Origin of the sequence: Collinsella sp. OF02-10, from assembly GCF_003463445.1 — a bacterium.
Taxonomy (GTDB): Bacteria; Actinomycetota; Coriobacteriia; order Coriobacteriales; family Coriobacteriaceae; genus Collinsella.
In genome coordinates this window covers 245,170-271,048 of sequence record NZ_QSCW01000001.1, presented here as the reverse complement: position 1 = coordinate 271,048, position 25,879 = coordinate 245,170, and the positions used below count along the sequence as shown (strand labels likewise).

General features: G+C 61.9%; 24 protein-coding genes. 22 read left to right on the top strand and 2 right to left on the bottom strand.

The features are described 5' to 3' along the window. Positions 1–128: 128 nt before the first annotated feature. From pheS to DXA43_RS01150, 6 genes are all read left to right on the top strand, one after another. Positions 129–1,205, top strand: coding sequence for a phenylalanine--tRNA ligase subunit alpha (gene pheS, locus DXA43_RS01175; protein WP_117806018.1), 1,077 nt, complete (start codon positions 129–131; stop codon positions 1,203–1,205). A gap of 184 nt (positions 1,206–1,389) precedes the next feature. Beyond that, on the top strand, positions 1,390–3,843 hold the full coding sequence (gene pheT / locus DXA43_RS01170; RefSeq protein ID WP_117806017.1) for a phenylalanine--tRNA ligase subunit beta: 2,454 nt from the start codon (positions 1,390–1,392) through the stop codon (positions 3,841–3,843). Positions 3,844–4,087: 244 nt separating this feature from the next. Continuing rightward, complete coding sequence (gene cbiM / locus DXA43_RS01165) at positions 4,088–5,170, top strand: cobalt transporter CbiM (protein WP_117757543.1); 1,083 nt, start codon at positions 4,088–4,090, stop codon at positions 5,168–5,170. Next, positions 5,148–5,984, top strand: coding sequence for an energy-coupling factor transporter transmembrane protein EcfT (locus DXA43_RS01160; RefSeq protein ID WP_117806016.1), 837 nt, complete (start codon positions 5,148–5,150; stop codon positions 5,982–5,984). The genes cbiM and DXA43_RS01160 overlap by 23 nt, the downstream gene beginning before the upstream one ends. 44 nt (positions 5,985–6,028) lie before the next feature. Further along, positions 6,029–6,799, top strand: a complete 771-nt coding sequence (locus DXA43_RS01155) for an energy-coupling factor ABC transporter ATP-binding protein (RefSeq protein ID WP_233539986.1) — start codon at positions 6,029–6,031, stop codon at positions 6,797–6,799. 78 nt (positions 6,800–6,877) lie between these two features. Continuing rightward, positions 6,878–7,726: a hypothetical protein gene (locus DXA43_RS01150; protein WP_117806014.1), complete on the top strand. Its 849-nt coding sequence runs from the start codon at positions 6,878–6,880 to the stop codon at positions 7,724–7,726. Here the strand turns inward: DXA43_RS01150 and DXA43_RS10155 are convergent. Both DXA43_RS10155 and pyk read right to left on the bottom strand, forming a co-directional pair. Beyond that, the gene (locus DXA43_RS10155) at positions 7,723–8,796 is read right to left on the bottom strand and encodes a hypothetical protein (protein WP_158564919.1); all 1,074 of its coding nucleotides are present in this window, start codon (positions 8,794–8,796) and stop codon (positions 7,723–7,725) included. The two genes, DXA43_RS01150 and DXA43_RS10155, sit on opposite strands and share 4 nt — an antisense overlap. 421 nt (positions 8,797–9,217) lie before the next feature. Next, a complete protein-coding gene (gene pyk, locus DXA43_RS01140; RefSeq protein WP_117637393.1) occupies positions 9,218–10,678 on the bottom strand; it encodes a pyruvate kinase in 1,461 nt (486 codons plus the stop codon). 442 nt (positions 10,679–11,120) lie between these two features. On the opposite strand from pyk, the gene DXA43_RS01135 reads away from it, so the two are divergent. The 16 genes from DXA43_RS01135 (at position 11,121) to DXA43_RS01065 (ending at position 25,822) form a co-directional block, all read left to right on the top strand. Then, on the top strand, positions 11,121–13,802 hold the full coding sequence (locus tag DXA43_RS01135) for a cation-translocating P-type ATPase (RefSeq protein WP_117806012.1): 2,682 nt from the start codon (positions 11,121–11,123) through the stop codon (positions 13,800–13,802). A 383-nt stretch (positions 13,803–14,185) separates the two neighbouring features. After that, on the top strand, positions 14,186–15,370 hold the full coding sequence (gene rsgA, locus DXA43_RS01130; protein ID WP_233539985.1) for a ribosome small subunit-dependent GTPase A: 1,185 nt from the start codon (positions 14,186–14,188) through the stop codon (positions 15,368–15,370). A gap of 252 nt (positions 15,371–15,622) precedes the next feature. Next, positions 15,623–16,282: a Flp pilus assembly protein CpaB gene (cpaB, locus tag DXA43_RS01125; RefSeq protein WP_233503148.1), complete on the top strand. Its 660-nt coding sequence runs from the start codon at positions 15,623–15,625 to the stop codon at positions 16,280–16,282. Further along, positions 16,282–17,931 carry a P-loop NTPase gene (locus tag DXA43_RS01120; RefSeq protein WP_117759579.1) on the top strand — a complete coding sequence of 550 codons (1,650 nt, stop codon included), beginning with the start codon at positions 16,282–16,284 and terminating at the stop codon, positions 17,929–17,931. Before cpaB ends, DXA43_RS01120 begins: the two co-directional genes overlap by 1 nt. Next, complete coding sequence (locus tag DXA43_RS01115) at positions 17,928–19,256, top strand: CpaF family protein (RefSeq protein WP_006235095.1); 1,329 nt, start codon at positions 17,928–17,930, stop codon at positions 19,254–19,256. The genes DXA43_RS01120 and DXA43_RS01115 overlap by 4 nt, the downstream gene beginning before the upstream one ends. Beyond that, entirely contained in the window at positions 19,229–20,155 is a 927-nt protein-coding gene (locus DXA43_RS01110; RefSeq protein ID WP_117776651.1) for a type II secretion system F family protein, read from the top strand. Before DXA43_RS01115 ends, DXA43_RS01110 begins: the two co-directional genes overlap by 28 nt. Continuing rightward, the gene (locus DXA43_RS01105; protein WP_117759583.1) at positions 20,152–20,793 is read left to right on the top strand and encodes a type II secretion system F family protein; all 642 of its coding nucleotides are present in this window, start codon (positions 20,152–20,154) and stop codon (positions 20,791–20,793) included. Before DXA43_RS01110 ends, DXA43_RS01105 begins: the two co-directional genes overlap by 4 nt. A 10-nt stretch (positions 20,794–20,803) precedes the next feature. Then, positions 20,804–21,037: a hypothetical protein gene (locus DXA43_RS01100; protein ID WP_117583818.1), complete on the top strand. Its 234-nt coding sequence runs from the start codon at positions 20,804–20,806 to the stop codon at positions 21,035–21,037. Beyond that, complete coding sequence (locus tag DXA43_RS01095) at positions 21,001–21,564, top strand: hypothetical protein (protein ID WP_147336391.1); 564 nt, start codon at positions 21,001–21,003, stop codon at positions 21,562–21,564. The genes DXA43_RS01100 and DXA43_RS01095 overlap by 37 nt, the downstream gene beginning before the upstream one ends. A gap of 1 nt (position 21,565) precedes the next feature. Next, complete coding sequence (locus DXA43_RS10240) at positions 21,566–21,784, top strand: hypothetical protein (RefSeq protein ID WP_147336392.1); 219 nt, start codon at positions 21,566–21,568, stop codon at positions 21,782–21,784. Then, on the top strand, positions 21,759–22,256 hold the full coding sequence (locus tag DXA43_RS01090; protein WP_233505636.1) for a TadE/TadG family type IV pilus assembly protein: 498 nt from the start codon (positions 21,759–21,761) through the stop codon (positions 22,254–22,256). The genes DXA43_RS10240 and DXA43_RS01090 overlap by 26 nt, the downstream gene beginning before the upstream one ends. 64 nt (positions 22,257–22,320) lie before the next feature. Next, positions 22,321–24,381, top strand: coding sequence for a hypothetical protein (locus DXA43_RS01085; protein WP_117759587.1), 2,061 nt, complete (start codon positions 22,321–22,323; stop codon positions 24,379–24,381). Further along, positions 24,381–24,857, top strand: coding sequence for a TadE/TadG family type IV pilus assembly protein (locus DXA43_RS01080; RefSeq protein ID WP_117759589.1), 477 nt, complete (start codon positions 24,381–24,383; stop codon positions 24,855–24,857). The genes DXA43_RS01085 and DXA43_RS01080 overlap by 1 nt, the downstream gene beginning before the upstream one ends. Then, positions 24,854–25,213, top strand: coding sequence for a DUF192 domain-containing protein (locus DXA43_RS01075; protein WP_233508931.1), 360 nt, complete (start codon positions 24,854–24,856; stop codon positions 25,211–25,213). The genes DXA43_RS01080 and DXA43_RS01075 overlap by 4 nt, the downstream gene beginning before the upstream one ends. A gap of 58 nt (positions 25,214–25,271) precedes the next feature. Further along, positions 25,272–25,538, top strand: coding sequence for a hypothetical protein (locus DXA43_RS01070; RefSeq protein ID WP_117736226.1), 267 nt, complete (start codon positions 25,272–25,274; stop codon positions 25,536–25,538). Then, a complete protein-coding gene (locus tag DXA43_RS01065) occupies positions 25,538–25,822 on the top strand; it encodes a ribbon-helix-helix domain-containing protein (RefSeq protein WP_035137167.1) in 285 nt (94 codons plus the stop codon). Before DXA43_RS01070 ends, DXA43_RS01065 begins: the two co-directional genes overlap by 1 nt. Positions 25,823–25,879 lie beyond the last annotated feature (57 nt).

Sequence of the window (25,879 nt, the reverse complement as noted above, 5' to 3'; positions counted from 1 at the left end):
CAACCGTCCTTGGGCAATGCACATGCCCGAGGGCGGTTTTTTTGTTACCGAACCGGGCCGCACATCCGCAGCTCCGGGTGGCTCCAGCCGCCGCGGCAAGTGGATGCGCGAGAGACGAAAGGGAAGACATGAGTCTGATTGATGATCTGGTCAAACTCGAGGAAGAGGCCAAGGAGCTCGTCGCCGGCGCCGACGACGCCGCCAAGCTCGAGGCTGCGCGTGTTGAGCTGCTCGGTCGCAAGGGTCGTATCACCGGCTTGATGCGCATGATGGGCAAGCTCGCCCCCGAGGATCGTCCCGTGATGGGCAAGCGAGCCAACGAGATGCGCCAGCTGATTGAGGGCATGCTCGACGAGCGCACCACCGAGATGAAGGCCGCCGCCCTCAAGCGCGCACTGGAGCACGACGCCGTCGACATCACGCTGCCGGGCGTCCGTCCGCAGATCGGTCACCAGCACCTGATCAAGCAGATCATCGAGGAGGCCGAGGACATCTTCTGCGGCATCGGCTACACCGTCGAGTCCGGCCCCATGGTCGACACCTCCTACTACAACTTCACCGCGCTCAACGCCCCCATGGATCACCCGAGCCGCTCGGCCCGCGACACGTTCTACGTGGTCGACAACAATCCCGGCAGCGTTGCGCACCCCGAGGCTCACGCCCACGGCGAGTCCGACGTGCTGCTGCGCACCCAGACCTCGGGCGTGCAGATCCACACTATGGAGTCGCAGAAGCCGCCCATCTACATGATCTGCCCGGGCACCGTCTACCGCCCCGACACGGCCGACGCCTGTCACCTGCCGCAGTTCAACCAGATCGAGGGCCTGGTCGTCGACGAGGGTATCACCTTTGGCGACCTGAAGGGCACGCTCGACTACTTTGTTAAGTGCATGTTTGGCGAGGACCGTAAGACGCGCTACCGCCCGCACTTCTTCCCCTTCACCGAGCCCAGCTGCGAGGTGGACGTGAGCTGCCACGTCTGCGGCGGCAAGGGTTGCAACTTCTGCAAGCACAGCGGCTGGATCGAGATCCTGGGCTGCGGCATGGTTGACCCCAACGTCCTGATCAACTGTGGCATCGACCCCGAGAAGTACACCGGCTTCGCCTTTGGCATTGGCGCCGAGCGCGTCGCGGCCCTGCGCTACGACCTGCCCGACCTGCGAACGCTCATGACGGGCGATATGCGCTTCTTGAATCAGTTCTAGGCTGCGGCTTGCCCAAGCACGGCACCTCGGCGCTCATTCGTCGCTTGCGTACCAAAGTACGCGGCGCTCCTCTTTCGGGCCGATCTGCCGCACTTGGACAACCCTCGCTTTGTAAGGAATGTTCACAAAGTTGAAGTTTCCACCTGCATTTCTTCGCAGGCTTTCAGTATGAAAGGAGAGCTAGATGCGTGTTTCTTACGACTGGCTCAAGACCATGATCGATATTCCGGAGGATCCCAAGACCCTTTCGGACGAATATATCCGTACCGGCACCGAGGTCGAGGCGATCGATACCGTGGGCGAGTCCTTCGACCACGTGGTGACCGCCCAGGTGCTCACCAAGACCCCGCACCCCGATAGCGACCACATGTATGTGTGCTCGGTCGACGTGGGCGACAAGAACCTCGACGCTGACGGCAACCCCGCTCCGCTGCAGATTGTCTGCGGAGCGCAGAACTTTGAGGCCGGCGACCACATCGTCACGGCCATGATCGGCGCCGAGCTGCCCGGCGACATCAAGATCAAGAAGAGCAAGCTTCGCGGCGTCGTGTCCATGGGCATGAACTGCTCCGCGCGCGAGCTCGGCCTGGGCGGCGACCACTCCGGCATCATGATCCTGCCCGAGGACACGCCCTGCGGCATGCCGTTTGCCGAGTATGTGGGCTCGAGCGATACCGTGCTCGACTGCGAGATCACGCCCAACCGCCCCGACTGCCTGTCCATGATCGGCATGGCCCGCGAGACCGGCGCCATTTTCGATCGCGATTTCCACGTTGAGCTGCCCGCCATCAAGGCGGAGACTGGCCGCGCGACCGACGACGAGCTTTCCGTCGAGATTGCCGACGAGGGCCTGTGCGACCGCTATGTCGCCCGCATCGTGCGCAACGTGAAGGTCGGCCCGTCGCCCGACTGGATGGTCAAGCGCCTCAACGCCCTGGGCGTGCGTCCGCACAACAACATCGTCGACATCACCAACTACGTGATGATGCTCACCGGTCAGCCGCTGCACGCCTTTGACCTGGACACCTTTGCCGAGCGCGATGGCCACCGTCGCGTGGTGGTTCGCGCCGCCCAGCAGGATGAGAAATTCACGACGCTCGATGGCGAAGAGCGCGTGCTCGACGCCGGCATGGGCCTTATCACCGACGGCGAGCGCCCCGTGGCGTTGGCCGGCGTTATGGGCGGCATGGATTCCGAGATCGAGGACGACACCGTCGACGTGATGGTCGAGAGCGCTTGCTTCAACGCCGGTCGCACCTCGCACACCAGCCGCGATCTGTCGCTGATCTCCGACGCCTCCATTCGCTTTGAGCGCCAGGTTGACGAGACTGGCTGCGTGGATGTCGCCAACGTTACCTGCGCGCTCATCGAGGAGATCGCCGGCGGCGAGGTTGCTCCCGGCTATGTCGATGTTTTCCCCGCGCCCAAGACTATCGACAGCATCAAGCTGCGCCTGGCCCGCGTGCATGCCATCTGCGGTGCCGACATCGAGCCCGACTTTATCGAGCGTTCGCTTACCCGTCTGGGCTGCACCGTCGAGCGCGACGGCGAGGACTTTATGGTTACCCCGCCGAGCTTCCGTCCCGACCTGCCGCGCGAGATTGACCTGATCGAGGAGGTCCTGCGCCTATGGGGCATGGGCCGTGTGACGGCGACCATCCCGGCTGCCAAGAACCACATCGGCGGCCTGACCCGCGAGCAGAAGCTCACCCGCAAGGTCGGCGAGATCCTGCGCGCCTGCGGCCTCAACGAGACCACGACCTTTGGCTTTGCCGCCCCGGGCGACCTGGAGAAGATTGGCATGTCCACCGAAGGCCGCGGCTGCCCCGTGGTGCTCATGAACCCGCTGGTGGCCGAGCAGACCGAGATGCGTCGTTCGCTGCTGCCGGGCCTGCTGCAGTCCGTGGCCTACAACGAGGCCCACGGCACGCCCAACGTGCACCTGTACGAGGTCGGCAGCCTGTTCCACGGTCGCGAGAACGCCAGCCTGCCCAAGGAGACCAAGTCCGTGGCGGGTGTGCTCTCGGGCCAGTGGAGCGAGCAGTCCTGGAACATGAAGTACCGTAAGCTGCGCTTCTTCTTTGGCAAGGGCATTGTCGAGGAGCTGCTCGCCCAGCTGCGCATCGAGAAGGTTCGCTTCCGTCCCGTCGAGGGCGAGGGCTACGCTTTCTTGCAGCCGGGTCGTGCGGCCGAGGTTCTGTCCGGCGGAACCGTGCTGGGCTGGGTCGGCGAGATTCACCCCGAGGCGCGCGAGGCGATGGGCATCGATGAGGTCGTCGTTGCCTTTGAGCTCGACTTGGACAAGCTGATCAAGGGCGCCCGCAACCAGGAGAACTATCGCGAGTTCTCGCAGTACCCGGCCGTTGAGCACGACCTTGCCATTGTGGTTGACAACTCCGTGACCTGTGAGGATCTTGAGCGCCGCATTGCGAGCGCCGGCGGTAAGTTGCTCGAGGGCGTGCGCCTGTTCGACGTCTACCGCGATCCCGTCCGCATCGGAGCGGGCAAAAAGTCCATGGCCTTTGCGCTTACGTATCGCTCCGACGACCACACGCTTACCAGCGAAGAGGTCGAGAAAGCGCACCAGAAGATTGTCACCAAGGTATGCAAAGGCGTAAACGGCGAGGTCCGCGGCTAGGGCTTGCGATGGGTATAGGTCAGCGGTGGCTGCTGCCGATCCTGCGTGACTGCTATGCTCGGTATAACGCATCGCTGAGCCTGCATATATGACACGCGCATTACATAACGGCGTGCTGCTTTTGTGGCGGCGCGCCGTTTTGCTATCATAGCCTGCGGCGTGTTACGAATCATCTAGCTCGTAACACTGATGAAATGGTTCAAGCGGCGCTGCAATCCCATGTGCCGGCAACCGGGAGGCGTATATGCACATTCCAGATAACTACCTGTCCCCGCAGACCGATGCCGTTATGGCGGTGGCGATGGTGCCCGTATGGGTTCACTGCATCAAGAAAGTGCGCGCCACGCTCGATCGCGAGCATATGGCCTTTCTGGGTATTTGCGCTGCGTTCTCCTTTTTGCTCATGATGTTCAACGTGCCGCTGCCCGGCGGCACCACTGGTCACGCCGTCGGCGGCGCACTCATCGCGCTGCTGCTGGGCCCCGAGGCCGCGGCTATCGCTGTCTCGGTCGCGCTGGCGCTGCAGGCGCTGCTGTTTGGCGACGGCGGCGTTCTGTCGTTTGGCGCCAACTGCTTTAACATGGCCTTTGTGCTGCCGTTTGTCGCTGCTATCGTGTTCCGTGCGCTCAACAGCCGTCTGCACGACAAGAGCTGGGGCACCTCGGTTTCTGCCATCGTGAGCGGTTGGGTCGGCCTGTGCCTGGCGGCCCTGTGCGCGGCAATCGAGTTTGGTATTCAGCCGATGCTCTTCACCAACGCTTCGGGCGCCCCTCTGTACTGCCCCTTCCCGCTGTCCGTGGCTATTCCGGCCATGTTGATCCCGCATATGCTGGTTGCCGGCGTGATCGAGGGCGTGGCGACGGCCGCCATCTACGGCTTCATTAAGAAGACGGCGCCGAGCATTATCGTCGGCCCCGAAGCCGCCGATGGCCAGCTTGCCGCCGATGGTACCGCCAAGAAGACTTCCCTGATTCCCACGCTCATTCTGGTCGCCGTGCTTGTCGTGGCTACGCCGCTCGGCTTGCTCGCCACCGGTGACGCCTGGGGTGAGTGGGACGCCGAGGGCGCCGCGACCGCCGTTCAGGAGGCTGGCGACGACAGCCTGCAGGCTTCGGTCGGCCTCGATACCCCGACCTTTGCCGACGCTCTACCTACGGGTGATTACCTGCAGGCCTATTCCGAGGAGCAGGGCCTTGGCTTTGCCGGCCAGGCCGCGATGTATATTCTTTCGGGCGTGATTGGCGTGGCGGTGCTCACCATCGCATTCCGCCTGGTCTCGCTGACGGTCAAGGAAAGCGGTGCTCATGGCAATAGCCGAGCTGCCTAGCTGGCTTGCGGTCGAGCAGCGTTACGAGCCCGCGGGGGCTCGACATCGTGTGATGCAAAAGAATGTCCTGCACCTGGCGAGCCTGCTTGAGCGGGTTCGCCTGGGTGGAGGCGCGAACGAGGGCGGGTCGATGGTCGACCGTGCCCTTTCTTGCGTTTCGGCTCCGGTGCGCCTGGTGGGGATGTTCGTCTGCGTTCTGTGCGTGTGCCTGACGCAGAGCCCGCTGTACCTCATGTTGATGGCGGCTATCGCGTTGGTGCTGGTCGCGGTGCGCCCTGTACGCGGGCTGTGCGCTACCTTTGTGCCGGCGTTGGCTGCCGCGGGGTTTGCCGTGGTTTTGGCGCTGCCTGCCCTGCTGCTGGGTGCTTCCGCCACGGGCGCCATGCTCAAGATTGCACTCAAGACGTTCATTAACGTGTCGCTGGTGCTGGGCGTTTCGTGGACGCTCACCTGGAGTCGCATGTCGGCGGCGCTTAAGATGCTGCGCCTGCCCGACGAGGTCATCTTTACCTTTGATATGGCACTCAAGCATATCGAGGTGCTGGGATGCACGGCGCACGATCTGTGCGAATCGGTCATGTTGCGCAGCGTTGGCCGTGCGCCTGAGGGATTTTCGCGTACCGATTCGATCGCGGGTATCATGGGCATGACCTTTATCAAGGCGATGGAGTGCAGCCACGCGATGGACGAGGCTATGCTCTGCCGCGGCTTTGCCGGTGCGTACCCGGCGCCCGGGCGGAGCGGCTTTGGCTGGCGCGATGCGGTTTATGCGGCCGTCGTGGTGCTGCTCGCCGCGTTGTGCGCGGTGCTGTAGCGCGGGCGGCCGAGCCGTCGATGTGGATAGGGAAGGGCGACGTTTTGGCAAACGATACGAATGGCGTGATGGGCGCGAGCGGTGCTACTGGCGCCAAGAGCGTGCCGCTCATCGAGTTTCGCGACGTGGTGTTCTCCTATGCGGGGCATACGGTTGTCGATGGTGTGTCGCTGCAGGTCGATCGTGGTGAACTCGTTGCCCTACTCGGTCCCAACGGCTGCGGTAAGACGACGATTATGCGCCTTATCAACGGTCTTGAACTAGCGGACGCGGGTGCGTACCTGTTTGACGGGCACGTGATCGATGCGGCATATCTCAAGGATTCCGCGGCCGCTCAGCGTTTTCATCAGCGCGTAGGTTTTGTGTTTCAAAATGCCGACGCCCAGCTGTTCTGCGCTACGGTGGGCGAGGAAGTTGCTTTTGGTCCCGCGCAGATGGGGCTGCCGGCAGACGAGCTCGAGCGCCGCGTGCGCGATGCCATGGAGCTGTTCCAGGTTGCCGATCTGGTCGATGCCTCGCCCTATCAGCTTTCGGGCGGGCAAAAGAAGCGCGTTGCGCTGGCTGCGGTCGTATCGATGAACCCCGATATCCTAGTGCTCGATGAGCCCACCAACGGGCTCGATGAGGACTCGTGCGACATCGTAGTCAACTTTTTGCTGACCTACGTTGCTGCCGGTAAGACGGTTTTGATGAGTACGCACCATCAAGATTTGGTGCGACGCCTGGGTGCCCGCGCCATCTATATCGATCGATATCACCATGTGGTCGAGGTGCCGGTGTCGTCGTATGGAACCGAGAGCGGCGCTGCGGAATAGTTGCTGCGTAGAGCGTGCGTAGCGGCCCGCGCGGCTTTGCCGTGATGGTATAGTTATCCAGGTTTTATGGGGGTGGCTATGCCAAGTTGGAACATTCATATCGCTCAAACGGAGCGTTTGCTGGAGCGCACCGGCGCGCTTGCCAATAGCGTGCGCGACCGCAATGCCTTTTTGTTTGGCTGCGTGGTTCCGGATATCTTCGTGGGCTATATGGTCCCTGGTATCGCTGATCCCATTCCGTATCGCATTACACACTTTGCAAACCCCGAGCCTATCCCTAAGCCGCGCGAGCACGAGTTCTGGGATACCTATGTGGCGCCGCTGCTTAAAGGCGCACCCGCGGGCGAACCTGCTGAGGCTACCTCGATTGTCGAGGAGCGCGAGCGACTGAACCGCGTGCACTATCCTCAGCGCTACAGGGATGCCGAGCCGGTTGTCGGTCCCGGCGCCTGTGAGTTCTCGCTTGCGTCCGAAGATGTGGCGCAGTCGCTGCTCGATTTAACGCTGGGCGTCTGGTCGCATCTGGTGGCCGACACGGTATGGAACACGCGTGTGAACCAGTATCTGGAAGCGCACGGCGGCAAGCCGTGCGAGGAATTCCGCATTAAAAAGCAAGGCGACTTTGACTGGTTTGGCAAGACGCTGGGCATCGTTTCCATTCCGCGTGCGACCGATCGCCTCTATACCGCTGCGACGCGTTTTGGGCAGTATCCCATCCATAAAGAATATGTGCTCAAGACTATCGGCGTCATGCACGAGATTGTACGCGAAAACCCCGGCGAGCCCGATCATCCGCCGTATCGCCTGCTAACCGAGGAGTTTTTCGATGCAACGTTTACCGAGGTCATCGAGCTAACCGAGGCGGGATTTGCGGTTCGCGTTGCTGCTTCTGACGTTCCCGCAGTCCCCCTGATCGCTAGCTGCTAGCTGGCCGGCTTGACGGCGAACAGCTCATCCCAATCGACCAATAGCTCCCGCCGCAGGGCATCTTCGGTGGTGCGTTCCTGATCGGTCTTTGGGATGTAGGGGAGCCCTGCCTTTTTATGGATGAGTTCGGCGATGTTGTTAAAGCTCTTCGTGTCTTTGATTTGCTCATAGGTTATCTGGATAACGTCATAGCCCATGCTTGTGAGGGCGGTGGTGCGCTCGGCATCGGAGAGACTTGCGGCTTCGCCATCGTGGGCGGAGCGGCCTTGGCATTCCAAGATGACGCCCATGCTGTCGGTGTTGCTCTCGATGAGGATATCGGCGTAGCAGCAGGTTTTGTCATACAGTGAGCGCGCGGCGTCGCTGAGTGGGATGCGCACGTTGTTTGCGATGTTGATACCCATGCCGCCCTCGTTGCGGGGGAGCGAGACAAGTATGGAGGTCTGTACTTCGAAGGGCGAGGCGGTCTGCCCCGTCATGTGCTCGGCCGCCCAGCGCAGTTGTTTAACGCCGCGCAGGCCTGCAGCCTGCTTGGCGAACGCGGCGATATCCGCCGCGCTGAGGAGCGGCGGGCGCTTCCACAAATTGGTGTCATTGCCCTTGGTGTCGACAACACGCTCCCAACCGCAGTTGGGTGGAATGAGCTTAAGCGAAATGGCTTCATCGAGTTGTTGTTGCGTTCGCTCGCAGGGCTTAAACACTGCAAAGGAGCCGCACATCTCGTGGCAAGCCATGAGTAACTGGTTGCGTGAGACCTGCGTAGCAAGGCTGAGCAGCGTAAACTCGGGCGACGTGACATCAAATCCATGTTCAGTTTGCCTAAACGACCCGGGAGGCGGCTCTTGGGTCAGGAGGTGCGATTTAAACAGGCTTCGCGACCCGGATTGTGCTCGAGTGAATACAAGCCTGTGAAGCGGTGCGTGAAGCAGGTCTTTTACAACTGCATGACTTCCGAGGCCGCAACATCTGCGATCCATATTGCCAAGGCTAATAGCGGGGTAAAGCCCTAATACCTGCGGCGGGATACGGTGATAGTAAAAAGCGGATTGACCGCATAGCGTCAGGTCCATGATATCCTCCTGGTCGAAATGTGCTTTTGGACCGTGCGATGCCAGCGTCAATTCGGAAGTATGCGGCAAAATCTGAACCCTGTGAGCAGACCTGGCTTTTGAGGCCAGTTTATCAGGCATTTTGTTGCGAAAAAACGGGGTGTGCTCGGAGGTCTCAGAATTTGCCGCATACTTCCGAAAACGCGGTCGATCTGGCTCTTGCTAAAACGATTTAGCAGCGTCGGGTAAGGTGTGGTTTCGCCATCGGGCGAACACTTTTAGCGCTTGGGACTTTATTTTTGGGCCTCGAAAGGTGGATTTCGCGCTTTTGGTAAAGAAATGGGTGCGTGTTTTGTCGTGTGCCGGCATTGACACAGAAAAAGGGCCCGGAAGGCGAAGCCTTCCGGGCCCTTTGCAATGCAAACATGCTTGCAAGTACGACTTAACGCACCTGAGCGACGTAAGCGACGTTGGTCGAGGAGACCTTGTCCTCGAGCTGGACGCTCATGCGGGGATCGCCGGCGGTAGCGACGGTCAAATCGCCAGCCTCGACGTAGCCGAGCTCCTTAGCGGTCTCGATCGCCTTGACGATCGTGCCGTTGACGGTGCCCTGGGTAATCTCGGCCTGATGCGGGATAACGCCCCAGTACATAATCATCTGCTGGACGGCCCACTCGTGGCGGGAGAACGCGCAGATCGGCATGTTGGGACGGAAGTGCGAGATCAGGCGAGCAGTACGACCGGTGGTCGTCGGCACGGTGATGCACTTGGCGCCAACGGTGGTGGCCATGTTCACAGCGGACATACCCACAACGTTGTTGACAACGCGGGTGCCGTGAGCATCGGCCGGAACCTCGAGCGGAGCGTGGGCCGGGAGGTACTTCTCGGTCTCGAGAGCAATGCTGGCCTGCATCTTGACGGCCTCGACCGGGTACTTACCGGCAGCGGACTCGCCAGAGAGCATGACGGCGTCGGTGCCGTCGTAGATGGCGTTAGCAACGTCGGCAACCTCGGCGCGCGTCGGGCGCGGGTTCTGCTGCATGGAGTCGAGCATCTGCGTAGCGGTGATGACGGGCTTGTAGGCCGCGTTGCACTTGGCGATGATCTCCTTCTGGATGTGGGGAACGAGCTCGGGCTTGATCTCGATGCCCAGGTCGCCACGGGCGACCATGATGCCGTCGGAAGCCTCGAGGATCTCGTCAAAGTTCTCGACGCCCAGGGCGCACTCGATCTTCGGGAAGATCGTCACGTGCTCGCCGCCGTTCTCGCGGCAAAGCTTGCGGATGCCACGGACGGACTCGCCGTCACGGATGAAGGAAGCGGCGATGTAGTCGATGTTCTCGGTCAGGCCAAAGAGGATGTCCTGACGATCGCGCTCGGTGATGGCGGGCAGCGAGATGTTGACGTTGGGCATGTTGACGCCCTTGCGCTCGCCGATCAGGCCGTCGTTCTTAACGACGCAGGTCATGTCCTGGCCGCTGACGGACTCGACCTCGAGGGCAACCAGGCCGTCATCGATCAGGATGAGGGAGCCCTTCTCGACCTCGGAAGGCAGAGCCAGGTAGTCGAGGGAGATGTGCTCAGCGGTGCCGTGGAAATCCTCGGACGTGGGCTGAGCGGTGACGACGATCTTATCGCCGGTCTTGACGGCAACCTTCTTGCCGTCGACCAGAAGGCCGGTGCGGACCTCGGGGCCCTTGGTGTCGAGCAGGATGCCGACAGGCAGACCGAGCTCCTTGGAAATACGGCGGACGCGCTCGATGCGACCGTGGTGCTCGTCGTAGGAGCCGTGCGAGAAGTTAAAACGGGCGACGTTCATGCCCGCCTTGATCATCTCGCGGATGGTCTCGTCGCTATCGCAGGCGGGACCCATGGTGCATACAATCTTAGTGCGCTTGTACATTCAGACCTCCATCTGACATCGTCTTGCGCTGATAGATAAACCATAAGAAATAAAACCGAGATGATTATAACGAAATGCCGACCGAATACCCCAAAAAATCGACCGTATGCCGAAATGGAAGTTCATTTTTTGCGGGAAAAACGGTATATGAAAAATCTTTACCAACCACTCCAACCGCTGCTATCTGGGCGATATGTCAGTTTGGCGATGTGCCGAAGAAAAAACGTTTTACCAATGTTGAGCATCACACGGTCTGCACCGTTGCGTGCGGACCATATTTCCAAACCGATTGTTTTGGCTAGACGCGTCTCTTTGGGGTACCATAGCTCCACTATCAACTGCCGCTCAGCACGGCAGCCTTGATGAGCCCTTGCCCTTCTCCTGGGAATTATGATCGGGCATCAATCTGCTGAGTGGCCCGAATCCCAGGAGGGGACTCTATATGCAAAAGGAATACCTGTCCGCCGCGGCGGAGGTGCTCAGCGACCAAGGTGTCGATGAGAACCTCGGCCTGAGCAACGACGAGGCGTCTTCGCGCCTCGCCAAGACAGGCCCTAACAAGCTCGAGGAAGCCGAGAAGACGCCGCTGTGGAAGCGTTTCTTTGAGCAGATGGCCGACCCCATGGTCATCATGCTGATCGTTGCCGCCGTCATCAGTGCGCTCACGGGCATGGTCAAGGGCGAGCCCGACTTTGCCGATGTTGCCATCATCATGTTCGTCGTTATCGTCAACTCGGTGCTGGGCGTGGTCCAGGAAGCCAAGAGCGAGGAGGCCCTCGAGGCCCTGCAGGAGATGAGTGCGGCGCAGTCCAAGGTGCTGCGCGACGGCAAGCTCGTGCACCTGCCGAGCGCCGAGCTCGTGCCCGGCGACGTGATCATGCTCGAGGCGGGCGACTCCGTCCCGGCCGACTGCCGCGTGCTCGAGAGCGCCACGATGAAGATCGAAGAGGCCGCGCTCACCGGCGAGTCCGTGCCCGTAGAGAAGCACGCCAACGTGATCGAGCTCGCTGCGGGCACCGATGACGTGCCGCTCGGCGACCGTAAGAACATGTGCTATATGGGCTCCACCGTCGTGTACGGCCGTGGTCGCGCCGTCGTGGTCGGCACCGGCATGAACACCGAGATGGGCAAGATCGCCGGCGCCCTGGCCGAGGCCAAGGAAGAGCTCACGCCGTTGCAAGTGAAGCTCGCCGAGCTCAGCCGCATCCTTACCATTATGGTTATCGTCATCTGCGTCGTCATCTTTGGCGTTGATATCATCCGCCACGGCGTGGGCAACGTTCTTACCGACCCGACCGCCCTGCTCGATACCTTTATGGTCGCCGTCTCGCTCGCCGTCGCTGCCATCCCCGAGGGCCTGGTCGCCGTCGTGACCATCGTGCTATCGCTTGGCGTGACCAAGATGGCTAAGCGCCAGGCAATCATCCGCAAGCTCTCTGCCGTCGAGACTCTCGGCTGCACGCAGACCATCTGCTCCGACAAGACCGGTACCCTTACCCAAAACAAGATGACCGTCGTCAAGCACGAGCTCGCTGCGCCTAAGGAGAAGTTCCTGGCCGGTATGGCCCTTTGCTCCGATGCCCAGTGGGACGAGGAGCTGGGCGAGGCCGTGGGCGAGCCGACCGAGTGCGCGCTCGTCAACGACGCCGGCAAGGCTGGCCTCACCGGCCTGACTGCCGAGCATCCGCGCGTGGGCGAGGCCCCGTTCGACTCGGGCCGCAAGATGATGTCCGTGATCGTCGAGACCCTGGATGGCGAGTACGAGCAGTACACCAAGGGCGCGCCCGACGTGGTGATCGGCCTGTGCACCCATATCTACGAGGGCGAAAAGGTCGTCCCGCTGACCGAGGAGCGTCGCGCCGAGCTCGTGGCCGCCAACAAGGCCATGGCCGACGAGGCTCTGCGCGTGCTGGCGCTGGCAAGCCGCACCTACACCGAGGTCCCGAGCGACTGCAGCCCCGCTGCGCTCGAGCACGACCTGGTCTTCTGCGGCCTGTCCGGCATGATTGACCCTGTCCGCCCCGAGGTCGCCGACGCCATCCGCGAGGCGCACGATGCCGGTATCCGCACCGTCATGATCACGGGCGACCACATCGACACCGCCGTGGCCATCGCCAAGCAGCTGGGCATCGTCACCGATCGCAGCCATGCCATCACCGGTGCCGACCTCGATCGCATGAGTGACGAGGAGCTCGACGCGCACATCGAGGACTACGGCGTGTACGCCCGCGTCCAACCCGAGCACAAGACACGCATCGTCGAGGCTTGGAAGTCGCGCGACCAGATCGTGGCCATGACGGGCGACGGCGTCAACGACGCCCCGTCCATCAAGCGCGCCGACATCGGCGTGGGCATGGGCATTACTGGTACCGACGTCACCAAGAACGTCGCCGACATGGTGCTCGCCGACGATAACTTTGCCACCATCATCGGTGCCTGCGAAGAGGGCCGTCGCATCTACGACAACATCCGCAAGGTCATCCAGTTCCTGCTTTCGGCCAACCTTGCCGAGGTGTTCTCGGTGTTTATCGCCACGCTCATCGGCTTTACCATCTTCCAGCCGGTGCAGCTGCTGTGGGTGAACCTGGTCACCGACTGCTTCCCCGCGCTCGCGCTGGGCATGGAGGATGCCGAGGGCGACATCATGAAGCGCAAGCCGCGCAACGCCAAGGACGGTGTCTTTGCCGGACATATGGGTCTGGACTGTGTGGTCCAGGGCCTAATCATCACCGTGCTGGTGCTGGCGAGCTTCTTTGTGGGCGTGTACTTTGACATGGGCTACATCCATATCGCCGATATGATCGCCGGCAATGCCGACGAGGAAGGCGTGATGATGGCGTTCATCACGCTCAACATGGTTGAGATTTTCCACTGCTTCAATATGCGCAGCCGTCGTGCGTCGCTGTTCACCATGAAGAAGCAGAACAAGTGGCTGTGGGCTTCCGCCGCGCTGGCGCTGGTGCTGACGGTGATCGTAACCGTGCAGCCGACGCTTGCCGAGATGTTCTTTGGCCCCGTGACGCTTGAGCTCAAGGGCGTTCTTGCCGCGCTGGGCCTGGCCTTCCTGATCATCCCGCTGATGGAGATCTACAAGGCGATCATGCGCGCGGTCGAGAAGGAGTAAGTTAACCTGTCCGGGCCCGCCCCTGCGTGTTTTCTTCTTCGCTGGTCCTCGCGCTTCGCGCTGCGGGATCGCTCAGAAGAAAACACTCCCAGGGTGGGCCCTACGGTATCCTTACTGGCTTTTCTCCCGCGCGGATGAAAAAGGGCTGAGGGAAAGAAGGTGAGCGGCCGAGCAATTGCTCGGCCGCTCGTTTTGAATAAAGGATGTGCCCTTTGGAAACCCCTCTCGGCGGGCGGGCCCTGCGGTGACGTTGCTGACTTTTCTCCCGTGTGGATGATAAAGGCTGAGGGAAAGTGTGTGAGTCGGTCGAGCATTTGCTCGACCGACTCTTTTTTGTGGGAAAATACCTGCTCAGTTGTGATTTTTGGTGCTGGGAGGCGTTTGTGGCTAAGGCTAAGGCTAAGGCGAAGAAAAAGACGACGGGGGCGCGGGCTAAGCGTGATCGTCGTCGGAAGCTCGCGACCGAACCCCCTGCATCTGCTGAGGAGTTGCTGGCGAGTGTACCGGGGCTTGACGCGCTGCAGGATGTTCCGGCGTTTGATGACCTGCCGGTCGATGAAGCTCAGCAGGCTGCCTTTGATGATTTCTGCGCACATGCCGAGGAGCCCGAGCAGATGCAGCTTGGCGCCGTGGTGCGCTTGGATCGTGGGTTTCCGCTGGTGGCGACTGCCGACGATACCTTCCGCGCCGAGCATGCCGTGGGATTTGCCAAGTCGCGCGGTGGGGACGAGGTCCTGCTGCCTGCCGTGGGCGATCGTGTGGCGGTGCGCCGCGCTCCCGGGCACGATATGGGCGTGATTGAATGCGTACTGCCGCGCCGTACGAGCTTTGAGCGTTGGCGCGGCCGTGCCCGCGGAGAGCGCCAGGTGCTCTGCTCCAACGTGGATAGCGTGCTAATCGTGCAGGCGCTCGGTGCCGGCGAGGTGCTGCTCGACCGTGTGGCGCGCTCGCTGGTGTTGGCGCTCGACTGCGATGCCGAGCCGGTGGTGGTGCTCACCAAGGCTGACCGCTGCGATGCCGGGGAGCTCGAGCGCGATCTGGACCGCGTGCGCCGTCTGGTGGGTCCGGACGTGTGCGTGATCTTGACGTCTTCTGCCGAGGGCCGCGGTCTGGACGAGGTCCGTGCCTGCGTGCCTGCCGGGAGCTGCGCCATGATTCTGGGCGAGTCGGGTGCCGGCAAGTCGACGCTGCTCAATGCACTGCTGGGCCACGATACGTTGGCGACCGGCGGTGTGCGCGAACGCGACGACCAGGGCCGTCACACTACCGTCGCGCGCGTGATGGTGGCGCTGCCGGGCGACGCCGGCGTGATCGCCGATGCCCCGGGTCTGCGCAGTTTGCCGCTCGTTGGTCACGAGCGGGGTCTGGCACGCGCCTTCCCCGAGATTGTCGAGGCATCGCGTGCGTGCCGGTTTGGCGACTGCACGCATACCCACGAACCGGGTTGCGCCGTTCGCGAGGCCGAGGACGCCGGGCAGATCGACAGCCTGCGTCTGGAAACTTTCCAAAATCTGGCGTCATCCATGCGCGTGAGCGCTCAAATGCTCGATCCCGATGTCCATCTGTAATTGATTTTTCCTATGACAGCCGTCTCCCAACTGTTCGGGAGACGGCTTTTTTGCTGCGGAAAAGCCTCGAAACATGCAGTTTGCTGACGTGCTGACCAAAACCTTGCCACGAGCTTGACGGGCTGGTCAGCTTTTGGTCAGCGATTGGTTTGACATCGAAAACCAAGATTGCGATTGCGCCGCTTTGCACTCTGGCCGCCCAGACAATGGTGGTACGGGCATTCGCCCGGCACTGCCATGAGAGGAGCGGCCGTGAACAAGAGCAAGCGCATCGCCATCAGTCTGGTCGCGGGCGTGCTCGCTGCTCTGCTCTGCATGGTTTACGGCTCGTCGATCCGCTCGCAAGCCGAACAGGTCCAGGCTGAGACCTTGGCCAAGTACGGTGGCGATCGCGTCGAGGTATGCGTCGCGGCGCGCGATATCGATGTGGGTGAGACCCTCGATGAGACCAATGTCATAACCCAGGAATGGCTGACGAGTCTGCTGCCGCGTGACGCGGCGACCGAGCTGCGCCAGGTGCGCGGCGACGTGACGACTTCGCGTATTCCCAAAAACGCCGTGATCTGCAATGTCTACACCAAGGCCGAGAGCCGCAAGCTCGAGGTGCCTAAGGGCAAGGTTGCCGTTTCGGTGGCGGTCGATGCCGAGCACTCGGTCGGCGGTGCCACGGGCGTGGGCAGCTACGTGGACGTGTACGTGCAAAAGGACGGCGTGACCGATCGGCTGTGCGGCGCGCACGTGATCGATACCAGTGAGGATTCTGGTGCCACGCGCGAGGGCAAGATCGAATGGGTGACGCTGGCGGCTGACCCCGAAGACGTCAAGGAACTGCTGGGAGCCTCGGGCAAGGGAACGGTCAGCTTGACGATTCCCGCCACGGCGCGCGGCAAAAAGAGCGGAGGCGACGAGTGATGAAGGCGATCTGGCTTGCGTGCTGCGCGTGCGGCGATTACGGGCTGTTGCAGCGGGAAGTCGAGGGCCGTGATGCGGGTGCACAGGTGCTTCGCGTGGGTGACCTGGACGGGCTGGTTTCCATGGCGCGGGCGTTTCCGTCGCGCCGCGGGGCTGCCATCATCGCGGCGTCTCTGTTTGATACCGAAGATGTGCGCAAGACTGTTGCGCGCCTGACGGCCGAAGGCCGCGTGAGTCGCGTGGTCGTGTTGATAGAAGCGCTCGATCCGTCGGATATCGAGGGGCTGTTTCGCGCGGGGGCGACCGAGGTCATCGCTGCACACAGTATATGCGGCAACGGGCGCGCGGGCGAGGGAGCGGTTGATTCCGATCGGCGCATGACGATTGAGCCCGATGCTTTTGTTGATAGGGAACCCGGGGCGCCTCGCGCTACAAGAGGCCCGCGTGTTGATGATTATGGAAAAGCGGAAGCCGAGCATGGTCGGCGCCCCCGGAACCCCCTTGTATGCGATGACGCTGGAGGGCCGGCGCAGCATGCTGGCGACTCCCCGGCTGTAGATATGGGATACGTGCACGGCGTGAATCTGGTGGATGAACTCGACGAAGTTGAGGGCTTTGCCGGGTGCGGCGAGTTGTCGCTAATGCAGCATGAGCAGATTGCGCAGAACGAGCCTGCCTCGCAGACCGAACAAGCTGCCATGCCGGCTTGGACGCAGCGTGTGGTTGCGGCGGGGGAGACGGGGGCGCTGCCACCGACGCCCGCCCCGCCGCCTCCGATGCCGCCGGCAGACGCTGCCGCTCCGCCGCATCGAGCTCCGGTCATCTGCGCTATTTCGGGTTCGGGCGGTTGCGGCAAGTCGACGATCGTTGCCACCATGGCACACACATCGTCGCTGTTGGGCTTGCGTGCCGCCGTGCTCGACCTGGACCTGATGTTTGGAAACCTTTACGACTTGTTAGGCGTCGATGCTCCGCGCGATATGGCGGCACTTATCGAGCCGTCGGCGGCGGGCACGCTCACCGAGCCGGATATCGTAGCCACATCGATGCGCGTGGCGCCGGGCGTTACGCTCTGGGGTCCCGTCGCGGCGCCCGAGCAAGCTGAGCTCATGGCGCGTCCGGTGGAGCTACTGCTTGATGTTCTGCGTCGCGAATCCGACGTGGTCTTTATCGATACCTCGGTCTTTTGGGGCGACGCCGTGGCGGCTGCGGTGGCGGCGAGCGACCGTTGCCTGGTCGTTGGCGATGCGGCGGTGTCGTCCGCGACATCGGCGTCGCGCGTCATCGAACTGGCAAGTCGAGTAGGTGTGCCGCGCACGCGCATGAGCGCCGTGTTCAACCGGTTCGGTGCGCGCGGGGCAGACGAGGACGTCGCCATGCGCTTTGAGATTGCCTGTGCGTTGAGCTCCAAGATTCGTATCGCCGATGGCGGGCAGGATCTCGCCGCGCTCATGGCGTTTGGACGCGCTGACGAGGCGGTGGGGCAGACCAGTGCTTTTGCGACTAGCATGCGCGAGGCCACGCGCGAGATGCTCGTGGAACTGGGGTGCGCCGTCGGCCCTTGGGGCGATATGGTCGCCGACCGTGCAACGCGTACCGAACGCCCGCGTATCCGCCTTCCCTGGTTGCGCGAGGGTGATCAGCGATGAGCCTGCAAACGAGGATTAAGGCTGCCGGCGCTGCAGCGGCGGCAGCGCCTGTAGATGCGGGGCGTCGCCGCGCGGTGAAACGACGCACCAAGCGCGCCGTGATGGACCGCATGGGTTACGACGAAGTGGCGCGTATCAGCGCCTATATCGACCCGGCACTTGCCCGCTCGGAATTGCGTCCTGCGGTGGAGGCGGCGCTCAATGTTGAGGAGCCGACCGATCTCGCGACGCCCGAGCGCGAAACCATCATCGACGAGATTTTGGATGACGTGGTGGGCTTGGGGCCGTTGCAGCCGCTCATCGAGGACGACACCGTTACCGAGATCATGATCAACGGCTGCCGCTCGGCTTTCTTTGAACGCGGCGGCGTCTTGTACCCCATCGAGCATGCGTTTGAGGATGATGAACAGATCCGTGTGCTTATCGACCGCATCATCTCGCCACTTGGCCGCCGTATCGACGAGCGCAGCCCCATCGTCAACGCCCGCCTCAAAACGGGCTATCGCGTCAACGCGGTGATTCCGCCTGTGGCGATTGACGGACCGATTCTCACCATCCGAAAGTTCTCGGACCGTATCTGCTCGCTGGACGAGCTTGTGGGGCTGGGGTCGCTGCCGCTTTGGTATGCGCAGCTGCTGTCGTGCGCGGTGTCGCTGCGACAGGACCTGGCGGTTGCGGGAGGCACGGGATCTGGTAAGACCACCCTGCTCAACGCGTTGTCATGTGAGATTTCCACCGGCGAGCGCATCGTGACGATCGAGGACTCTGCCGAGCTCAAGTTTGCGCATCATCCGCACGTGGTGCGCCTAGAGGCGCGCGAGGCTTCAATTGAGGGTGAAGGCGCGGTGACGATCCGCGACCTGGTAACTAATGCCCTGCGCATGCGCCCCGACCGCATCGTGGTGGGCGAGGTGCGCGGTGCCGAGTGCTGCGACATGTTGCAGGCCATGAACACGGGCCACGACGGGTCGCTCACCACACTTCATGCGGGTTCAGAACAGGAGACCGTGGTGCGTCTGACGTTGCTTGCACGTTATGGCATCGACCTGCCGAGTGAGCTCATCGAGGAGCAGATTGCCATGGCGCTCGACGGTATCGTGATGTCCGAGCGCCACGCCGATGGCAGGCGCTTCGTCTCCTCGTATTCGGGGGTGCGACGCGCCGCATCGGGCGGCGTAGAGCTCGAGCGCTATGTGACGTTCGATGCCGCCGAGCGCACCTGGACGCTTGACCGCGAGCCGCCGTTTATCGCAGAAGGCCTGCGGTCGGGGACGCTCACACAAGAGGAGGTGGACGAATGGAGATCGCTGTGCCCCTCGTCGTAGGGGGCTTGGCAGGGCTTTCTGTCGCGACGGCGTGCGGGGCGGAACCTCGTGTGCCGCAGGTACCGCCGGCGGAGCTGGCACGTCAGGCGCTCGAGACGGTGGCAGAGAAGCTGCCGCGTGAGCTGGTGAAAAACGATCTGCTGAAAAAGATCGCCCGTTCGTGGGCATCGCTGGCTCCGGCGCATCGCCTTGGCCTCGTGATCGAGGATGCTTCGGGATGTTTGGCGTTTCTGCTGCTATCGAGCGGTGTCTGCTGCGTTTTACTAACGATGGTGTCGTTATCGCCCCTCGGATTTGCCTTGGGACTTGTTGCTCCGTTTGCCGTTGGTGCCGCTCGGGATGGCTTTGAGAGCCGGCGCGAGCAACACGATGCAGAAGAGGCAATGCCCGAGGCGTTTACCGCACTTTCCATGTCGCTTGCCTCGGGACATTCGCTGGCCCAGGGCATGCGCTTTGTGGGCGCTCATGCGCAAGAGCCAGTGCATAACGAGTTTTTGCGGGTGGCGGCGGCGATCGATTGCGGCATCTCGGCGACCGACGCGCTCGATGACTTGCTCGTGCGTATCGACGCCCCCGGTCTTTCGCTTGTGACCTTGGCGCTTAAGGTGTCTCAGCGCACCGGCGCTCCGCTTGCCGACTTACTGTCCGAGGCGTCGAGCATGGTGGGGGAGCGCATTGAGCTCAAGCGCCGCCTGGATGTTAAGACGTCGCAGGCTCGCATGTCTGCGCATATGGTCGCGGCGATGCCGGCGGGCATGTGCGCGGTGTTGGCGCTGCTTTCGGCAGATTTTCGTCGCGGTCTTGCGACGCCTGCCGGCGCGGGCGCTGTGGTGCTGGGTCTTGCCCTCAACGCCGTTGCCCTGGTGGTTATCCGGCGCATTATGCGGGTGGAGCTATGAGCGCCTCGGTTGCAGTTGCGGCTTGCCTGTGCGCCCTGAGTGTATTTGTCGCGACGGGTTTTGATCGGGCGGATGCACGCAAGATCGCAGGGGCCTGCAAGCGCGAGGCGGTGCTGGTCGCTGCCGCTGGTCGCTCGGTGGTCGATGCTCTGACCGCGCGAGTGAAGGGCGCGGTTGGAGCGGGCGGCCCGGCGCGAGTGTCGCTCGGCGAAGTGTCCGAGATGATCGATGTTGTGCGCTTGGGTCTTTCGGCCGGTCTTTCGTTTGATGCGGCGCTTGAGATTTTCTGCGCCAACCGCCGGTCAGTGCTGGCTCTTCGCCTTGAGCGCGCCTGCATGGCGTGGCAGGTGGGCGTGGGCACGCGTGAGGACGAGTTGTTGGCCGCCGCGCGCGATCTGGACGTGCGAGCGCTCGAGACCTTTGCCATCACGGTGGGGCAGGCGCTCGCCCTGGGTGCCCCACTTGCCGAGACGCTGGCCGCTCAAAGTCGCGAGATCCGTGCGGCTCATCGCGCCGCGGTCGAGCGCGAGATCGAGCGTGCGCCCGTCAAGCTGTTGATTCCCACCGGCACGCTCATCTTGCCGGCGTTGCTTCTGTCCATATTGGGCCCGCTGCTGGGAGCAGGCGGGATGATGTAGGGAGGAATACATGAACACGATGGTCGAAGTTGCTGACAAGGCTTGGAGCTGGGCTTTTTGCCGGGCGATTCACACTCGCCAGCATGCCAAGGAGCTGTTGCAGGAGGAGAGCGCGCAGGGTACCACCGAGTACGCCATTTTAGTGGGCGTACTTGTGGTGATCGCGATTATTGCCATCGTTGCATTTAAAGGCAAGGTTAAAGAGCTATGGGATGCGATCAGCGAGGGCATCAACAGCCTGTAGAGGGCGAGCGCCCCATCGGGGTGCTGCTGGTGTTTGCTTGCCTGACCGTGGCGATAGCGGTGGTGCTTTGGGGGCTTAACGCCGCGCGGCAGCAGCGTCCTGGGACCGCCTCCGATTTGGGCTCAGATTCGGCGGTGGCGTCTCAAAAAGATGAGATGCGAGATGCGGACGATTCGGATGTCGCTGTCACGGCGCAAACCTTTCTGCGGGCGCTCGACAAGCGGTCTGGCACTGCGACGGATTCGCCTGAGGGCAACGCGATTGCGGTCCGGCTTGCATGGTCCGAGGACCGACCGATGACCGAAGCGGCAGCGGATATGCTGCGTGCCTATCGCGAGGTACCCACGGCACAACTTGCTCTGAGCGGCTATCTCGATATCAAGGGCAACGTGTGGGGCGCTATCGTGCGCGACGGACGCGGCTGGGTCGATATGGTGACGGTTGCCGCGGATACTGGCGATGCTTCGTGTCGTCTGCGCGCCGTGCGCCTGAGCCCGCAGGCAACGGACTCAAAGGAGGGATCGTGAAATGCATGATGTCCTGCGTGAGGAATCTGCCCAGGCGACGGTCGAATACGCCATCGTCACGGTGGCGCTGTTATCGATCGTGCTGGCGATTGCGGGGCTTTGGCGTGCTGGCACCGATGGGCGCTTGGCGGCGCTGGTCGAGCGGGCGGCGTCTCACGGCGTCACCTCGACATCGGTTGTCGACGCTGCTGCGGGTGCTGAGGACATCGCGCTGTATTGATATCGCGCGCGAGGACCGGGCGCAGTCTACGGTCGAGGCCGCTTTTTTGCTGCCGACGTTTCTGACGCTCATCCTTCTCGCACTGCAACCGGCGTGTCTGCTCTATACGCGCGCGGTCATGGAGTCTGCCGCCGCCGAGACCGCGCGGCTCATGACCACGACGACGGCGGAGGACGACGATCTTAAGGAGTTCACCCGCCGCCGACTTGCCGCAGTGCCCAACGTTTCGATCTTTCATGCCGGCGGGCCGTTGTCGTGGGATATCGAGCTTGGCCGGGTCGGTGCGGGTGGCGCCTCGTCCGTGTCCGTTTCCGGCGAGGTCAAGCCGTTGCCTGTGATCGGTGCGTTTGCGCAGGCTATGGGTGGTACCGCCGAGGGCGGCTACGTTGAGCTCAAGGTCGATGTCTCGTATCAATCGCGTCCCGAATGGCTGGAGGGAGATTATGATTCGTGGATTGCTGCATGGGATTAAGCGTTTCTGGTCTAGACGCGTTTTGACGCACCGTCCGAGCTGCCATCGCAAGCGAGGCGGCTTTATGGGTCGAGCCGGTGTCGATCTGTTTATCGAAGACGGCGCCTATACCACGCTTTCTTCTGCCGTGGTCATCCTAGTGGTGCTCACATTGTTGTTTTCGTCGACCGCGGCGATATGGAGCATGTCGCGTGCCGGGGACACCCAGGTGGCGGCCGATAGCGGCGCGCTGGCGGGTGCCAACGTAGTGTCGTCCTATCACACGGCTGCCACGGTGGTTGATGCGAGTATCTTGAGTCTGGGGCTGGCGGGGTTTGCCACGATCGGGACGGGCCTGGTCGCCATCCTCATCCCGGGTGCCGAGCCGGTTGCCGGCAATATGGTCGACACCGGGATCGAGATCATTAAAACGCGCAACAAGTTTGCCAAAAGCGCATCGGAAGGCTTACAGAAAATCGAGACGGCTCTGCCGTATCTGATCGCCGCGCGTGCCACGCAGGCGGTGTCGGCGCAGGATACCGATAGTGTGACCTATACCGGTACGGCGCTTGCCGTGCCCAGGACATCCGAGTCGGACTTTGCTGCGCTCAAAGGGTCAGAGATCTCGACCGATACCATTAAAGACACATCAGATGATTTAGAGCGTGCGGCCGAGGAGCTGCGGAAGGCCTCGGAGGAGACGGCGAAGGCAAAGGAGCGCGCTTGGCTGGCGGATTGTGGTGGGTCTGACAAGGGCTCGGTCGGCAGCTGTTCTTGCATGTGGGAGCGTGCGAAAAGCCTAACGGATCTCTCCGGTGTTCAAAATCCGCATTACTCATCGAGCGTTACGTGGGAGCCCCAAGTTGCCCTTGATCGCGCGAAGGACTACTACCATTGGCGTCTGACAAATGAGAAGCCCCGCGGCTCGAGTGTCGAGATGAAGGCAGAGTCTGCGGCGCGTAAGGCGTTTTATACCTATGCGAACGCGGAGGTCGATCGGGCATATATAACCGAGAACGGAGACAGGGTTTCCTCCTATATTCCGCTGCTGCCGCGCAACTCTGATGAGGTTCGGGCGACGGAACTCTATACCGATGCGGTGTGGCCGACTAGCGTAAACGATGACAAGGCGTATCTGCATTACGGGACGACCTGCCCCAACTATAAGAAAGGGACGCCGAGCGGATTTGCTTCGGTTGCCGATTACGATGGACAGGATAAATGCAGCAAATGCCATTTTGGCGTTTTGTCGCTTGGTGCTGTTGCGGCGCCTTCAACCTCTATCGAAAACGGCTTCGAGTATCACTTTGACAAGTTTAAAGACGCCCTGGAGGACTACGTCGACTGTCGCAACAAGGAGCTCGAGCTCGAGCGTCAGACCGAGGACGAAGCCGACCGTGCGGGCAATGCGTTCGATACCGCCATCAAAGAACTTTCCGGTGAGCGTCCGCGTATCGCTCCGCCCGGTCGCAACGGCGTGGTTGCCTTTGCGGTTTCGGGTGCCATCTCGAGCCCCGATGAGCTCAACTCTTCGTTTAACACGGCAGTCAGGCTTGGCGATCGCGGTGCCATCTCTGCCGCGGTGCTGGCGCCCGATGGGGCGACGGCGCAAAACAACGTGCTTTCGCGATTTTTCTCGACATTGAAGGAACGCTCGGGTGGCGTTGCCGGCGTACTCGATGGCGTCATGGATGTCTGGGGACGGCTGCTTGTGGGATACGGAGACATCCAAGGTTCGGCCGACGAACTTATGGACGAGATGATTAAAGGCCTAGGAGGGGGCAGCGGCGCGTTGGGCTCCATCGCATCGTGGCTCGGCGATACCGTTTCGGCGTCCGTGGCGGCGTTGGGTCTGGAGCCGTGCGACTTGCGCCTGCGAAAGCCGGTGCTGACCGATTCCGCCAACGTCATTAAGAGTCCGGGGTCTGACATTGCTGGTTTCTCTCAAGCGCAAGACAAGCTGCGAAGTATTCCGTTGGGCGTGACCGATCCCAAGGCGCTTTGCGAGGCGTTGGAATATCAAGTCGAACGCACCATTAGCGGCACGGTGTTCACGCTTGCGGAGATTCCTCTGCCCGGCGGCGGCTCCATCCCGCTCACCGTCGATGTCGCCACGCTGGTTGGCGCTCTGGGCGGTGGGTCGTAATGAGTATCCGCATGCGTCTGCGCGAGGAGCGCGCCCAAGCGACGGTGGAGATGGCAGTGGTTACGCCCGTTTTGCTGGTGCTGGCACTCATCGTGTACAACGTCATGATCTTTGCCAGCGCTGTCGCGCGCTTCGACCGCGTGGTGCCCGACATCGTGTTGGCGCACGCCGTGGCGTCGGAGGGGGAGGGCGACGAAAGCTCTGCCGATGCCTCGGCGACGGTTCAGACTCAAATTCTGAATGCCATGGAAGGCTATGGCTTGCAGATCGAAGTGTCGAGCGAGCAAGGCGCGGAGGCATCGGATGGTGGCCTGCTCTCCCTATCCGGTACGTTTAGGACCTACACCTGCACCATGCACTATGAGCCGTGGCCGACTTCTCTCAGCATCGCTGGCGTTACGCTGGGGGCGCCGACAACGTTGTCGCACGAGCGCGCGGTGACGGTCGATCCATGGCGTCCGGGGGTGGTCATGTGACCGCGGTCTCGTCCTACATCGCGTACGCGCGGGCGCTCAACAGGCTGGGTTGGACGCCGGCCGAGTTTGTGGTGGCGGAGTCGTTTGCCGTGCGCCTGCGCGGCATGCTGGGACGGTGTCCGGTTGCCGCCAACGGTCTGCCGCTCGTCATGGCGTTTCCACGCTGCTCTTCGGTCCATACGTGTTTTATGGCCTATCCCATCGACATCGCCTTCATCGATCGCGACGGCAATATCCTCGCGCGCTACGAAAGCGTTCGTCCTTGGCGCACGTGCTCCTGCCCCGGCGCCTGGGCCGTACTAGAGCGTCCTTCAATCATTGTTTCGATCCCTGCTCTCCAACGCGTGCCGGCTTAAGAATTGGCGACAGCGGACTTTCGTCATACGAAATTGGGTAAGATGGAGGAGAAGATGCATGGATGTTGAGATCCATCCCAACGCTAAAAAGCACCTGACGGAAAAGCAGGTGCTTAGCGCTTGGCTTGCGGTTACTGAGTGCATTCGTCGCGAGTCGAAGGACGAGCCGCCGAGATGGCTTGCGATTGGATGGCTCCCAGACGGACGAAGCGTGGAGCTTGTCGCGGTCGAGCTTGTCCGTGGGTGGCTTATCATTCATGCCTTGTCTCCAGTCCAGAAGAAATTTTGGCAGGAGATTGAACAGGCTCGGCAAAGGGGTCGATGATGGGCAAGACGTATACGGCCGCTAATGGTCAGGTTGTAACGGATGAAATGATTGACGCGTGGTGCGAGTCGTACGAGCGCGGAGAGTTTCCGGATGGCGAACACACCGTTGGTGGGATCGTGCATGGACGGCCCCCACTCTCAGGTGAGGGGACGGCAACGCTGTCAGTCAAGATTCCTCTGGGAATGAAGGAGGCCATTCGTCGACGGGCGGCTGCCGAGGGGATGACGCCAAGTGAGTTTGCCCGTGCGGCTCTGAGCGAAAAACTTCTTGCTGCCGGCTGATGTCTCTGACGTGCCGATTTATAGAACCGAGGCTGTGCTCAAAAACTTTTTTAAAAT